We start from the raw sequence: 14,114 nt of genomic DNA, 5'->3' as shown, positions 1-14,114 counted from the left end.
TCCTGCGCGTGGGGGTGCATTCCCTCCCGGTCGGGGACAGCCTGCGCGTTGGGGGACAGGAATCCGGTCCCCGACGGCGTCGAATGCCCCCGGCCGGAAGGACACGCACCCGGCCGTGCGGAATGTCCCCGACGGCATCGGATGTCCAGACCCGGAGGTGCGCGTACCCGGCTGGTACCGATGGGGTGAGCCGGCACTACTATTCCCCCTGGACGTGCCCACAGCGCCGCGGGCATGGGCGACGAGGAGGAATCATGAGTGAGCCGATGACGGCGTCGGATAAGGATGCTCAGACGGCCGAGGAGCAGGAGCGCGGCTACTGGCTCTACGTCCCGGGCGAGGGCGCCGGGAAGTGGGAGGAGTTTCGAACGGCCGGGATCATGGCGCTCAACTGGGACCGGATCGGTGACCCCACCAGCTACCCGAATGAGGAAGCCGTCATCGAGGCGCTGGAGGCCGGCTACGGGGACTGGGGCGGCAGGCCGACAGGCGCGGCGGGAATGATCCGGGACTTCACCCGCACGATGCGTCCCGGCGACGTCGTTTACGCCCGGCGCGGTCCCACCGAGATCATCGGGCGCGGCGTCGTCTGCTCGGAGTTCCGTTACGACGACGCCCGGCCCGCCTACCGCTGCGTGCGCGACATCGAGTGGACGCATGTCGGCTCCTGGCCGCTGCAACGAGGGGTTCGCCGAGTGACACTACAGCGCCTCACACAGGAGACCAGTTACAACCCGGCCCAGCTCGAATCGCTGTTCCGGGACCGGAACCACCCTGACTCGTCCACGACTCTCGACCCTGCCGCGAGTCCCCGGGACGCTGATGAGCCCGATGTCGCCGACATCTACATGCGGGAGAGCTTCCTGGCCGAGGTGTTCGTCGGCCCCGAGGACCTGGAGCAGATGCTCGGGCTGCTGCGACGCAAGAAGAACCTCATCCTCCAGGGCGCTCCGGGCACGGGAAAAACCTTCGCGGCCAAGCGCCTGGCCTACGCCCTCATGGGCCAGACGGATGACTCGCGGGTGGAGGTGGTGCAGTTCCATCAGTCGACCGCCTATGAGGACGTCGTCGTCGGGCTGCGCCCCACGGCCGAGGGCGGGTTCGCGGCCGCCGAGGGCGTCTTCGCCAGGTTCTGTCGGCGTGCCGCCGCCGACCCGGGACGGGACTACGTGTTCATCATCGACGAGATCAACCGGGCCAACATCTCCAAGGCCTTCGGTGAGCTGCTCATGCTCATCGAGGCCGAGCACCGTGGGGAGGCGCTGCGCCTGCCCGTGTCCGGGGAGCTGCTGTCCGTCCCGAAGCGGCTCCACATCATCGGCATGATGAACACCGCCGACCGGGGCCTGGCCCTCATCGACTACGCGCTGCGGCGCCGCTTCGCCTTCTTCGAGATGAGGCCGGCCCTTGACCACCCCGGGTTCCTCAGGCACGTCGAAGCCGTGGGCAGCGCGAGGCTGGAAGCGCTGGTCGACGTCGTACGCCGCCTCAACCAGCGGATCGCCGAGGACGAGGCCCTCGGGCCCGGGTTCCAGATCGGACACTCCTACCTGTGCCTGCCTGCGGCCGGCCCCGAGAACCCTGCGGGCACGGATGCGGACGTGACCTCGGTGGTGCGCTACGAGCTGGAGCCGCTGGTGCGCGAGTACTGGTTCGACAACCCGGCTGCGATGGACGAGAGCATTCACGAGCTGGAGAGCATCCTGGTATGACAGCCGCCCTGCCCGGCCGGGCGCGGAACGGGGCTCCCGGCCGACCGCACCAGCGTGGTCCCAGCACCGTCCTGCTCAAGAACGTCTACTACATGCTCGCCTACGCCTTCAAGGCCCTGGAGACCGGCGAGCACCGGCGCCTGGCGGCCGAGGACTTCGAGCACGTCCACGACATGCTCGCCGCCATCCTGACCGGTGGGCTGGACAACCAGCGCCGACGCGGTTTCGAGCGGGACTATCAGCCCTTCAACGAGGACCTGACGGTGGTGCGGGGACGCATCGACCCGGCCGCCACGATGCGTCTGAGGGCGCGCCGCAGGAGCCTGGTGCGCTGCGGATACGACGAGCGCACCGAGAACACCCTCATGAACCGGCTTCTCAAGACCACCGCCCTGCGCTTGATCCTGCACGGCGACGTCGCCCCGGCCCGCCGGAAGCGTCTGAAGTCCACACTGCTCGTCATGGGCGACGTCGAGGTGATGAGCGTCGGGGACCTGCGCCAGCTGCACTGGGACAGCTTGCGCTTCCACCGCGGTAACCGCTCCTACCGGCTGCTCATGGGCGTGTGCCGACTCGTCCTGGACGAGCGGCTGCTCAGCGGCGCCGACGGCGCAGTCAGCCTCGCCGACTTCCTCGACCCCCAGGAGCTGAGCGCCCTGTACGAGCGCTTCGTCCTGGCCTACTTCCGCCGCCACCACCCCCACCTGCGTGCCGGTGCTCCCTGGGTGAGCGGCGGCATCGAGGACGCCCCGGTCTTCCTCCCGGGACTGCACACCGACATCGTCCTGACCGGGCCGCAGCGGACCCTCATCATCGACACCAAGTGCTACGGGCGCATCCTCGGCTCCCGCTACGACAAGTCGATCCTGTCCCCGGCCAACCGCAACCAGATCTACAGCTACGTCATGCACGAGGCCAGTGACCCCCGGCAGTCCGGGCGTGAGGTCGCCGGCATGCTGCTCTACGCCCAAACCGCCGTCGACCCGCCGGTCCGCGAGACCTGGACCGAGACCGGGCACCGCTTCCACGTGCGCACCCTCGACCTGGACCGGGACTTCACCGAGATCGCCGTACAGCTCGACGACGTCGCTGCCCTGCTCGCGTCAATCTGACCACTCGCGAGTCGCGAGCGGCGCCGTTCCGCACCGTCCACATCGCATCCTTCCCTCGGCCGGGGGCATTCCCCTCCGGCGGGGGACATCCTGCGTGCGGGGGTGCATTTTCTCCCGGCCGGGGACATGTCGCGCGTAGGGGGACAGGAATCCGGTCCCCGACGGCGTTGAACGCCCCCGGACGGAATGACACGCACCTGGTCGCGTGGAATGTCCCCGGCCGTCACTACGTGTTGGAGACCAAGAGGCGCGTGGGACGAGCGTCGACGACGCCGGTTTCCACAAGGGTGACTGTCTCGCCGCGGAATCCCCGTGTTGTGGAGTCCGAGAAGGGCTGCCGGCGCCCGTTGGCATGATGGGTGATGCCTCCCATGGCATCTTCTCCCGGAACATTCATGTCCTTGCCGGGGAGGAAGGAGCCGGGAGGAGGTGAGGGCCGTGTCCAAGCCGAGAGGACGACGTGCTGAAGTCCGCAAGGGCAAGGTAACGGCCCGGAAGGTGAGCGAAGTCTTGACCGCTGTCGCTCGCCTGATCCGGGCCGTCGGTGTGCTTGTGGATGCCCTCAGCAAGTGGACCGGCTAGGCCGTTCCCTTGCGAGGGGAGTCAACCGGTAGCAGCCAGTTGGCTCCCCACCATTATGGGGTCCCCGCTATGCACTGTCCATATCGCATCCGTCCTCCTCCGTACGGGGACATTCTGCGCGTGGGGGTGCATTTTCTCCCGGCCGGGGACATGTCGCGCGTAGGGGGACAGGAATCCGGTCCCCGACGGCGTCGAACGCCCCCGGACGGAATGACACGCACCCGGTCGCGTGGAATGTCCCCGGCCGCGGGGGAGGACTGGCAGCATCGGAACCGTGACCGAGAACCACGCCCAGCCCAGCCCCGCCAACCCGGACGACGTCGTCAACCCCCTCATGCTCCAGGCCTTCGCCTGGGACCTGCCCGCCGACTCCACCCACTGGCGCCTCCTGGCGGACAACGCCGCCCTCTTGGCCGACTGCGGGGTGAGCTCGGTGTGGCTGCCGCCCGCCTACAAGGGACAGGCCGGCGTAGAGGACGTCGGCTACGGCGTCTACGACACCTACGACCTGGGCGAGTTCGACCAGAAGGGCACCGTCCCCACCAAGTACGGCACCAAGGAGGACTACCTGGCCGCCATCGAGGCCCTGCACGCGGCCGGCATCAGCGTCGTGGCGGACATCGTCCTCAACCACCGCATGGGCGGGGACGCCACCGAGGTCGTGCGTGCCACGCCCGCCGACCCCCACGACCGCACGCGCCCCATTGGTGAGACCGAGGAGATTACGGCCTGGACCCGCTACACCTTCCCGGGGCGCGCCGGCGCCTACTCGGACTTCACCTGGGACTGGACCTGCTTTCATGGCACCGACTGGGACGAGGCCCGTCACCAGCAGGGCGTCTGGCTCTTCGAGGGCAAGCAGTGGAACGAGAACGTCAATGACGAGTTCGGCAACTACGACTACCTCATGGGCTCTGATGTCCACGTCATCGACCCCGCCGTCAGCGCCGAGATGGACCGTTGGGGGCGCTGGTACGTGGAGACCACCGGCGTCGACGGTCTGCGCCTGGACGCACTCAAGCACGTCGGCGCCGATTTCTTCGCCCGCTGGCTGCCTGAGCTGCGCCGCGCCACCGGCCGCGCCCTGCCGGCCGTGGGCGAGTACTGGTCCCACGACGTCGCCGAGCTGGAGGGCTACCTGGAGGCCGTGCCCTTCATGAGCCTGTTCGACGTCCCCCTCCACTTCCACCTGCACGCGGCCTCCACCTCCAATGGCGACGTCGACCTGACCCGGCTCTTCGAGGGCACCCTCGTGGCCGCCGACCCCGCGCGCGCCGTCACCTTCGTGGAGAACCACGACACCCAGCCGGGCCAGTCCCTGGCCTCCACCATCGAGCCCTGGTTCAAGCCCTCGGCCTACGCCCTCATCCTGCTGCGCGAAGCTGGAACCCCCTGCGTCTTCTGGGGCGACCTGTTCGGCACGCCCGAGACCGGCGACCTGCCGGCCGTCACCGAGCTGCCGCTGCTCATGACCATGCGACGCGCCCTGGCCCACGGCCCCCAGCACGACGCCCTCGACGACCCCGACGTCGTCGGCTTCGCGCGCGAGGGCGACGAGGCCCACCCCGGCTCCGGGCTCGCCGTCGTCCTGTCCGACCGCAGGGCCGCCACTAAGCGTCTCCACGTCGGGGCGCGGCACGCCGGCGAGCAATGGATCTGCGTCCTGGGCGGGCACGAGCCGGTCACCGTCGCCGAGGACGGCAGCGTGGAGCTGCCCGTGTCCGACGGCGGCCTGAGCGTCTACGCGCCGCAGGCCGCCCGGCCGATCCTGGACAGCGCCGAGCAGCACCTCCTGCGCCAGCGCTGAGGATCGCCCGAAGAGTCGGGGAGGCGCGGTTTCCTTCACGCCCGGCGTCACGGGCGCGTAGGGTGATGGCGCCAGCCGCATTGACCTGAGCCGACCTTCCTGGAGGAGACATGCCCGCTTTCCACGCGCCCACCGATCAGAGGACCGACAAGGCCGTCGCCGTCTTCATCGCCCCCGGGCTGGAGGAGGTCGAGGCGCTGGCGACCGTGGACATCCTCTTCCGCGCCGGTATCCCCACGACGATGATCTCCGTGACTCCCGAGCGGGCCGTCGTCTCCTCCCACAACATCGTCGTCACCTGTGACCTCGCCCTGGCCGAGGCGAACCTGGACGACTACGACATGCTCGTCCTGCCCGGCGGCATCCCCGGCACCCCCAACCTCAAGGCCGTCGAGCCCCTCATGGCCGCGGTCACCGAGCGGGTGCGCACCGGCCGGCCCGTGGCCGCGATCTGCGCCGCCCCCTCGATCCTGGCCGAGCTGGGCCTGCTCGAGGGCCGCCAGGCGACGTCGAACCCCGGCTTCGTGGGCGTGCTCGCCGAGCACGGCGCGCAGGTCAGCCAGGCCGCCGTCGTCACCGACGGCCCCGTCATCACCTCCCGCGGCATGGGAACCGCCATCGACTTCGGCTTGGAGATCGTGCGCCACTACCTGGGCGAGGAGGCCGTTGACGACGTCAAGGCCAAGATCGTCTACCAGGGCTGAGCGCTCGCCCCGGACTCCGACCGGCTCCCTCACCAAAGTCGCTGAGTGGGGGAGCCGACCTATGCGCTCTGTGTCAGCTCCGCGGCGCACCTGCGGGCCTGAACGTGAAGGAATGCGATACCGGCAGCCATCTGAACCAGCATGATGGCCATGGGGATCAGGATCGAGATCGTCTCATGCAGGGCCGCCTGAACGGCGAAGAGGACTGCTGAGTCGAGGAGAACCACACCCAGTCCCACAGTCGCCGCCGCGCACCAGGCCTGCATCGTGTACCAGTTCTCCTCGGAGCGTAGCGCGATCTCGTAACGCACTCCCGCCCACGAGTTCGGCGGGAGCCTGCGCTTCGCCATCCGGCGTCCCAGCACCACGAGGAGGATGCCGGTCACGCTCAGGATCAGGCTCATGAGTACGGAGCATGCTGTCTCAACCATCGATGTCCCTCGTTATCCGTCGCAGTGGTGGAGGTTCTCGGTTCCGGTGAGTTCTCTTTGAATAGTACGCCGCGAGGACGCACGGTGGGTCTCGCGGCCGCACCGTGGAGGTGCAGTCGGCGGGCCCTGAGGTGCGTCCTCGCGGCTCGATTGGGCGAATACGTGGTGAATGCGGATCAGGACTTCTTGGCGCTGCGGCGCCCCTTAGGGATGAGGGCGGCGACCACGAGCAGAACCCCCAGACCCGCCAGGCAGGCGATGGCCGTCGTCGTGAAGTCGAAGCGCAGCCCCAGGCCCGCCGCGATGAGCAGTCCACCCACCAGGAGCAGGAAGGCCCCCCACAAGAGAGTCGAGCCCTTGATGTCCTGGGGCGCCTGCGGGCGGTCCCGGTCACTGACCGTCCCGGCGCTCCACACCGGACCCGACGACGACGTGGGTGGCGAGCTCGCGGAGGCCGTCTCCGCGCCGGCGTCCTGAGAAGCGGGTAGTGGCATGGTGACCGGCTGAGTCTCCGGCTCAGCCGCGGGCTGAGTCACCGGTGAGGTCAGGGGCTGGGTGTCTCCGGCGGCCGGGAAGGGCCTGGTGGCGTCCTCGCCGGTCGCCTCGGTGCTGGTGCTGCCGGCGTCGTCGGGCGACGTCGTGGAAGAGGTGCTGCTCATGAGGGTCTCCTTGGGTGGGCCCGGGATGCGCCCGGGGAAGAGTTCTGGTGGCTGAGGCCGGCTTGCGGGCGCGATCAGCCGGCTGTCGGGCTGGCCGTGGCGGACTGCTTGGTGAGAGTCGGGGACGGTGTCGCAGCGGCCGCCCCGGAGGGGCTTGGGCTCGCACTGGGCTGCCCGGCGCCCTGCCCGGACAGGGCCCTTTGCACGCAGGAGTCGTAGGAGGTGCGCTCGGCAGAGGTCAGGTCGGACAGGTTGCTCCACCCGACGTCCTCGCTGCGGTCGTCCTCGTCCACGCTCTCGTGGGCCGTGCGGATGCAGGTCTCAGCGTCCTTGGCCGTGATGGCCGGGTGGTTCATGCCCGGAACCGGCAGGTCGTCGCCGTGGGCATCGCCTTTCTCGTCGAACCAGGTGCTGACGATCCACACGGGCTCCTCGACGTTGCCGTACCAGGAGGCGGTGTTGCTGCGCTCCTCGATGTTGATCGTCCCGGTGTCCACCGAGGCGTTGATGGTGATCCGCGGCCGCTGGTTGTCACTGTTGGGGGAGGCCAGAGTGCGCTTGGTGTTCAGGCCGCCGCTGGAGCTGCTGTAAGCGGGGATGGTCTTGCCAGTCGCGTCATAGGTGCGTGGGCCCTCGTCGTCCTGATTCATCTGGCGGCCGTTGACGGTCCAGGCCCGGGCGACCTGTGAGTCGATCGCTCCCATGTCGACGTCGGCCCTGACCTCCACCCGCTGGTCGGTGTCGGTCTTGATGCGCAGGGTGCCGACGTCGAGGTGGGCGGTGATGGTGGAGAGCTTGCCGGCCTCCTCGGCGGGCATGCCGCGCAGATCCAGGGTGAGGTCACCAATGTCCTTGCTGCGGGTGACGCTGCCACCGCTGGCCGACGCCGTCAGCTCCTGCCAGGTCACCGTGCTCGAGGCGGCAGTGGTCGAGTTCTTAAGGGTCTCGAAGGGCATGCGGGCCAGGCTCGTGGGGACGATCGAGGCGGTGGCCAGCGCGGGGATCGCAACGACGAACAGGACCGGCCAGCCCAGCACCGTCATCCAGCCTCCGTGCCGACGACGCAGGCCACTGACGACGATCCCCGCTCCCAGGAGGGCGACCAGGATGCCGATGAGGATGAACTGACCCTGGAGCAGACCCAGGTGGTGGGTCACCGTGGCGTACCAGACGCCCGCCGCGGTCAGGAGTCCCAGGCCCAGGACCGCCAGCGACAGCGAGGAACCGGGGCCGGGACGGCGCGGGCGCGCCGGGCGGACCGGCATAGGCACTGGCTGGTACGGCGGGCGCTGCCGGTAGGAGCGGCTCTGCCAGCTCTGTCCGCCGGCCGACTGGTTGAAGGCCGGGGTGCCGGAGCCAGGCGCTGAAGAGTCCCAGGCCGATGCGAAGCCGCCGGCCTGGACGCCGGGGCGGCTGCCCGGTGCCTGCGCGGCACCGGGAGCGGAGGCCTGCCAGGGCTGGGGGCCCCGAGGGCCTCGAGCGGCCTTCCGGCTCGCGCGCCGGTCCTGGGCGCGGCGGATGAGGAAGACGATGCCGAGAATGAACAGCCCCAGCCAGAACAGGGGCCACAGGGCGGCGGCGATCCCCGCCTCATGGACGTACCAGTTGGGGATGAAGCCGTTGCTGAACGTCGACATCCCGACGATTGTCATCCCGATAGCCCCCGCTAGCCCTGCGTTGAAACGGCCGGAGAAGGCCTCCTCCAGGTGGATGCGCCCATCGGACTCCTCGGGCAGGAGGGCCCAGGCCAGTCCGTAGAGGACCAGACCGACACCGGCGAAGAGTGAGAGCACCACCCACACGCAACGCACCAGGGTGGGGTCCAGGTCGAAGCGGTAGGCCACGCCACCGGCTACGCCCGCGACCCAGCGCTCATTGGTGCGCATGAGACCCGAGCCGCGCAAGGAGTCGAAGAAGCGGTGGGTCGATCCCCTCTGAGGCTCCGGCTGCGGGCCGTCGTGCTGCTGGAAGGAGGGGGCTGGGCCCGGCTGCGGTCCGTACGGCGGACTCTGCTGGGAGCTGCGCTGGGCGCCGTCGGCGCCGTGGGAGTCGGCAGATGCAGAGGATTCAGAGGATGCAGGGGATGCGGAGGAGTCAGAGGAATCGGAACCGGTGGGGGAACCACCGTCAGACGGGGAAGTGGGCTTGTCGTTCATGTCAACAATTCTTCGCGTCCGTGGCCTGCGGCACGATCAGGGGAACCCCTGAATGATCCCGGATTGTCCCCCCAATCCCCCGGGGGACCCTCGGGTCGGCGACCCTGACGTGCCACGATGGTGCCATGACGACAGCTCAGCAGCGGGGTACGCAGCCCTCGCCGACCGCCGGCGGGCCCGCGTACTCCTGGAGCCCCCCGCGCCAGCTGCGGCGACGCCCCCCTCTGCGCCGCCTGCCCCACCAGCTGGGGCCGGCGCCGGCCGACCTGTCCGTCGAGGCCGCCCGTATGCGCCGCCCCGCCCGCATCGCCGGCGTCTGCGCGGGGCTGGGGCTCCACCTGGGCATCCCCGTGCGATACATCCGCGCGCTCATGGTCGTCCTGGCCCTCGGCGGCGGCGCGGGAGCCCTGCTCTACGCCCTGCTGTGGGCGACCCTCCCCGGGGAGAACGGGCCGGCAGGAGAGGTGCCCGCCTCGGTGGTCTCCCGCGCCCGCCTGGCGGCTCGCCTCAGGAGTGGGAGAGGTACCGCAGAGTCTCGGGCGGACGGCGGCGCCCCCCTGGGCCTGTCGCAGACGGTCATCGACGGCGGCGCACTCCTCCTGGCGGCCCTGTTCCTGGCCGCCTGGCGCTTAGGGCTGCTGGACCGGATCGGTGCGGTGGGAGTCATCATCGTCGTCATCACCGGAGCGGCCCTGGCCTGGTCGCAGATGGACAACCTAGTCGGCCCGGACCGCAACCTGAGCGCTGTCCTGCGGGTGGCGGGCGGGGTGTGCCTGGCCGTCGTCGGCATCCTGGTGTGGGTGGCCGCCGACAGCACCCCCTACAAGCTCATCTCCGGGCTCATCACCGGAGGGGCGCTCGTGGTGGGCATCGGCGTGGTCCTGGCGCCCCTGTGGCTGCGGACCAACCGGGCCCTGGCTGACACCCGCGCCGCCGAGATCCGTGAGGCCGAGCGCGCCGACATCGCCGCCCACCTGCACGACTCCGTCCTCCAGACCCTCACCCTCATCCGTAAGCGCGCCGACGAGCCTGAGACGGTGGCCCGCCTTGCCCGCTCCCAGGAGCGCGAGCTGCGAGCCTGGCTCTACACCGACCGTCCCGCGCCGGGTACCTCCGTGGCCGACGCCTTCACCGACCTGGCCGGCGAGATCGAGGACCGCTACGGCGTGGCCGTCGACGCCGTGTGCGTCGGCGACCGGGCTCCCGACCGCGACACTGAGGTCATCGTCGCCGCCGCCCGCGAGGCCCTGTCCAACGCGGTGCGCCACGGCGCCCCACCGGTCTCCCTCTACGTCGAGGCCGGTGAGGAGAGCCTGGAGGTGTTCGTGCGCGACCACGGCCCTGGCTTCGACCTCGACGCCATCGCCGAGGACCGCCACGGCGTGCGCCAGTCCATCATCGCCCGCATGGAGCGCCACGGCGGCAGCGCCCGAGTGCGCCGCATGTCCACCGGCACCGAGGTGGCGCTGACTCTCCCCGAGCGAGCCCACTGAGCCGTCTATCGTTGCTTTGTCTCCTTGGGCCGCGCCCGGCCCCTCGCTCCTCGATCACCCCACGTCACCACCAGGAAGACCCCATGGCTGACACGCCCGCCGGTACCACCACAGACCACCACCAGCCCGCCGATGCGAGTGCGTCCCTGCGGGTCCTGGTCGTCGACGACCACGCCCTGGTCCGCTCCGGGGTGCGCTCCGAGCTGACCGCCCACGCCCCCGACCTGGACGTCATCGCCGAGGCCGACGACGTCGAGGGCGCCATCGCCGCCGTCCACGCCCTGCGGCCCGACGTCGTCCTGCTCGACGTCCACCTGCCCGGCGGCAACGGCGGGGGAGGGGCCGAGGTCGTCGCCTCCTGCCACGACGTCCCCGAGACGCGCTTCCTGGCCCTGAGCGTCTCGGACGCCAGCGACGACGTCGTCGGAGTCATCCGGGCCGGCGCCCGCGGCTACGTCACCAAGGCGATCTCCACCGAGGACCTGGCCCAGGCCGTGCGGCGCGTGGCCGCCGGAGACGCCGCCTTCTCCCCGCGCCTGGCCGGATTCGTCCTGGACGCCTTCGGTGCCGGAGCGGGCGAGGTGGCGGTGGCCGACACCGAGCTCGACCGTCTCTCAGCGCGCGAGCGGGAGGTCATGCGACTCATCGCCCGCGGCTACACCTACAAGGAGTGTGCCTCCGAGCTGTTCATCTCGGTCAAGACCGTCGAGACCCACGTCTCCGCGGTCCTGCGCAAGCTCCAGCTGTCCAACCGCAACGAGCTCACCCGCTGGGCCGTGGCCCGCCGCATCGTGTAGGGCCCGACGGCGTCCCGGGCTCGTCCCGGGAACGGACCGGGGATATGCCGGTGAGGGGAGGCCCGGTCAGGTGACGGTCCGGCATCGCGTCGGGGCCCACACCTCCGCACTGTCCCGCTACCGACCCGATCCGTGGCAGGATGCGGGACGTGAGCCACCCCCCGCAGCCCTCCGCGAGCACCGCTCATCCCCACCCCGACTCCCTCCAACCGGCCTGCGATCACCTGCGCGCAGGCGGGATCGTCATCCTGCCCACGGACACCGTCTACGGCATCGGCTGCAACGCCGCCGACGCCGCGGCCGTCGAGCGGCTGCTGGCCGCCAAGGGGCGCGGACGCCAGATGCCCCCGCCGGTCCTCGTGGCCGACCCCGCCGACCTGATCGGGCTCGTCGCCCAGGTGCCCGAGGCCGCCCGAGCCCTCATGGAGGCCTTCTGGCCCGGGGCGCTCACCCTCATCCTGGAGGCCGACGAGACCCTGACCTGGGACCTGGGGGAGACCGGCGGCACCCTCGCCGTGCGCATGCCCGCCCACGAGCTCACCCTGAACCTCCTGCGCCGCAGCGGCCCGCTGGCCGTCACCTCCGCCAACCCCACCGGCGCGCCGCCCGCCACCGACGCCGCCTCCGCCCGGGCCGCCTTCCCCGGCCGGGTCCGGGACATCGAAGAGCTCACGGCGGATGGTGAAGCCGCCGGCGCCGACTGGCGCGAGGACATCCTGCTGCTCGACGGCGGAGCCACTCCGGGACCGGTTCCCTCCACCATCGTCACCCTCGCCGGGGCGCACGCCCGCGCCCCCCGGATCCTGCGCCAGGGGGTCCTGGCGCTCGCGGACCTGGAACGAGTGGCCGGTGTCGCCCTGTCGGAAAGGACGGCAGGCGCGGGGTGCGGCAGGACGGGGGTGGGCGCGTGAAGGTCTACCTCCTGGTCATGGCCATTGCTGCGGCGACCACCTACGTGGCCGTGCCGATCATCCGGCACATCGCCCTGGTGGGTAACGCGCTGACCCCCGTGCGGGCCCGCGACGTCCACTCCACGCCCATCCCGCGCCTGGGCGGCGTGGCCATGTTCTTCGGCCTGTTCTCCGCGATCTCCGTGGCCTCCACGATCCCCTACCTCTCCGACGTCATCGACTCCAGCGCCTGGGCGGTGGTCCTGGGGGCGGGACTGGTGTGCCTGCTCGGCGTCGTCGACGACCTGTGGGAGCTGGACTGGATGACTAAGCTCGCCGGCCAGATCCTGGCCGCCGGCGTCATGGCCTGGCAGGGCGTCCAGCTCCTCACCTTCCCCGTGGCGGGGCTGACGATCGGCTCCTCACGTCTGTCGCTCATCTCCACCGTCATCGTCGTGGTGGCGGCCATCAACGCCGTCAACTTCGTCGACGGGCTCGACGGGCTGGCGGCCGGCATCATCGGGATCGGCTCGACCGCCTTCTTCCTGTACACCTATGTCCTCACCCGCGCCACGAGCCCGGGCTCCTACAGCTCCCTGGCCGCCACCATCGTGGCCGCGCTCATCGGTGTGTGCGTGGGCTTCCTGCCCCACAACTTCAACCCAGCCACCATCTTCATGGGTGACTCCGGGGCGATGCAGCTGGGACTGGTCTCAGCGGCCTCCACCATCATCGTCACCGGGCAGATCGATCCGGGCAGCTTCGACGGATCGCGCGCCCTGCCCGCCTTCATGCCGATCCTCCTGCCATTGGCGGTCCTCCTGCTGCCACTGACCGACATGATGATGGCGATCGTGCGCCGCACCCGGAAGGGGTTGAGTCCCACCCACCCCGACCGCATGCACATGCACCACCGGCTCCTGGCGGCCGGGCACTCCCACCGCCGCGCGGTGCTGGTCATGTACCTGTGGGCGGCGGTCGCCTCCTTCCCCGTGGCTGCCATGGCCTTCTTCCCTCTGCCCTGGGTGCTGGCGGGGCTCGCCCTCGCGGTGCTGTTCGCCTTCGTCGTCACCGTCGACCTCATGCCCGGGGTGCGCCACGGCCTGCGCTCGGCGCTGCGCCGGCGCCAGGATCGCCAGGAGCAGCGGATCGTCATCTCCCGCAACGTCTCGGGAACCGGTGAGGTGACGCGCCCGGCCGAGGGGCAGGCGCCGCAGGGGATAGCCCTGCAGACGTCGCCGGGCTCCTCTGAAAGGACACGCCAGTGAGCCAGACGCCCCCCACGAACGCCCGCGCACTGCGCCAGGCCTCAGCCCGGCTGCGCCGGATCCTCTCCGTGGCCGCCGTGGTCCTGGTGGTCGGGGAGGCCCTGTGGTGCCTGACCGGCGGAGCCCGCGGCGCCGTGGAGCGGCCGCTGGGCACGCTGCTGGCCGCCGTGGGGACGACGACGTTGCTCCTGGCCGCGACCTGGTGGTTCCTGGACCGCATGGTCCGCTCCGGCATGAGGGGCCTCGCGGTCTGGATAGCCGGTGGATACCTTGCGAAGGTGGCGGTCCTGGCCACGGCCCTCGTCGGTGGACGGTCCCTGGGACTCGACATCAGAGTGATTGGGGTCTCAGCCATCGCTGCGATCCTGGTGGGGATGTTCGCCGAGGCGACCGTCCTGTCACAGGCTCGAATCCTTGTGGTGGAGCCGAACAAGGATGATTCGGCGGACCGTCCCTGACCGGCGGGCAGGGGTGGGCGCAAGGCGTCGTGACTGTAGTGGGTC

The 14,114-nt window shown here is 70.4% G+C and carries 12 protein-coding genes; 9 read left to right on the top strand and 3 right to left on the bottom strand.

The annotated features are described in order from the left end of the window. The first annotated feature begins 254 nt into the window (after nt 1-254). The 4 genes from AXE84_RS01540 (at nt 255) to AXE84_RS01525 (ending at nt 5,917) form a co-directional block, all read left to right on the top strand. The gene (locus AXE84_RS01540; RefSeq protein ID WP_060956592.1) at nt 255-1,712 is read left to right on the top strand and encodes an McrB family protein; all 1,458 of its coding nucleotides are present in this window, start codon (nt 255-257) and stop codon (nt 1,710-1,712) included. Beyond that, nucleotides 1,709-2,824 carry a 5-methylcytosine restriction system specificity protein McrC gene (locus AXE84_RS01535; protein ID WP_081093010.1) on the top strand — a complete coding sequence of 372 codons (1,116 nt, stop codon included), beginning with the start codon at nt 1,709-1,711 and terminating at the stop codon, nt 2,822-2,824. The genes AXE84_RS01540 and AXE84_RS01535 overlap by 4 nt, the downstream gene beginning before the upstream one ends. Nucleotides 2,825-3,680: 856 nt before the next feature. Continuing rightward, nucleotides 3,681-5,213, top strand: coding sequence for an alpha-amylase (locus AXE84_RS01530; RefSeq protein WP_060956591.1), 1,533 nt, complete (start codon nt 3,681-3,683; stop codon nt 5,211-5,213). A gap of 110 nt (nt 5,214-5,323) precedes the next feature. Beyond that, nucleotides 5,324-5,917, top strand: a complete 594-nt coding sequence (locus AXE84_RS01525; RefSeq protein WP_060956590.1) for a DJ-1 family glyoxalase III — start codon at nt 5,324-5,326, stop codon at nt 5,915-5,917. A gap of 59 nt (nt 5,918-5,976) precedes the next feature. On the opposite strand, the gene AXE84_RS01520 is transcribed toward AXE84_RS01525, so the two are convergent. From AXE84_RS01520 to AXE84_RS01510, 3 genes are all read right to left on the bottom strand, one after another. Next, nucleotides 5,977-6,348: an SdpI family protein gene (locus AXE84_RS01520; protein WP_060956589.1), complete on the bottom strand. Its 372-nt coding sequence runs from the start codon at nt 6,346-6,348 to the stop codon at nt 5,977-5,979. 176 nt (nt 6,349-6,524) lie between these two features. Continuing rightward, on the bottom strand, nt 6,525-7,007 hold the full coding sequence (locus tag AXE84_RS01515) for a hypothetical protein (RefSeq protein WP_060956588.1): 483 nt from the start codon (nt 7,005-7,007) through the stop codon (nt 6,525-6,527). A 74-nt stretch (nt 7,008-7,081) separates the two neighbouring features. Next, on the bottom strand, nt 7,082-9,163 hold the full coding sequence (locus AXE84_RS01510) for a PspC domain-containing protein (RefSeq protein WP_060956587.1): 2,082 nt from the start codon (nt 9,161-9,163) through the stop codon (nt 7,082-7,084). A 125-nt stretch (nt 9,164-9,288) separates the two neighbouring features. Between AXE84_RS01510 and AXE84_RS01505 the strand changes: the two genes are divergently transcribed. From AXE84_RS01505 to AXE84_RS01485, 5 genes are all read left to right on the top strand, one after another. Further along, nucleotides 9,289-10,656: an ATP-binding protein gene (locus AXE84_RS01505; RefSeq protein WP_060956586.1), complete on the top strand. Its 1,368-nt coding sequence runs from the start codon at nt 9,289-9,291 to the stop codon at nt 10,654-10,656. Between the two features lie 83 nt (nt 10,657-10,739). Continuing rightward, nucleotides 10,740-11,453 carry a response regulator gene (locus AXE84_RS01500; RefSeq protein ID WP_010614650.1) on the top strand — a complete coding sequence of 238 codons (714 nt, stop codon included), beginning with the start codon at nt 10,740-10,742 and terminating at the stop codon, nt 11,451-11,453. 140 nt (nt 11,454-11,593) lie between these two features. Beyond that, complete coding sequence (locus tag AXE84_RS01495; RefSeq protein ID WP_060956585.1) at nt 11,594-12,364, top strand: L-threonylcarbamoyladenylate synthase; 771 nt, start codon at nt 11,594-11,596, stop codon at nt 12,362-12,364. After that, nucleotides 12,361-13,611, top strand: coding sequence for an MraY family glycosyltransferase (locus tag AXE84_RS01490; RefSeq protein ID WP_060958099.1), 1,251 nt, complete (start codon nt 12,361-12,363; stop codon nt 13,609-13,611). Before AXE84_RS01495 ends, AXE84_RS01490 begins: the two co-directional genes overlap by 4 nt. Then, nucleotides 13,608-14,069: a hypothetical protein gene (locus AXE84_RS01485; protein WP_060956584.1), complete on the top strand. Its 462-nt coding sequence runs from the start codon at nt 13,608-13,610 to the stop codon at nt 14,067-14,069. Before AXE84_RS01490 ends, AXE84_RS01485 begins: the two co-directional genes overlap by 4 nt. The last annotated feature ends 45 nt before the right edge of the window (nt 14,070-14,114 follow it).

This window comes from Actinomyces oris, assembly GCF_001553935.1.
Classification (GTDB): Bacteria; Actinomycetota; Actinomycetes; order Actinomycetales; family Actinomycetaceae; genus Actinomyces; species Actinomyces oris_A.
The sequence above is the reverse complement of the archived record's forward strand: the minus strand, read 5'-3'. Positions and strand labels throughout refer to the sequence as shown.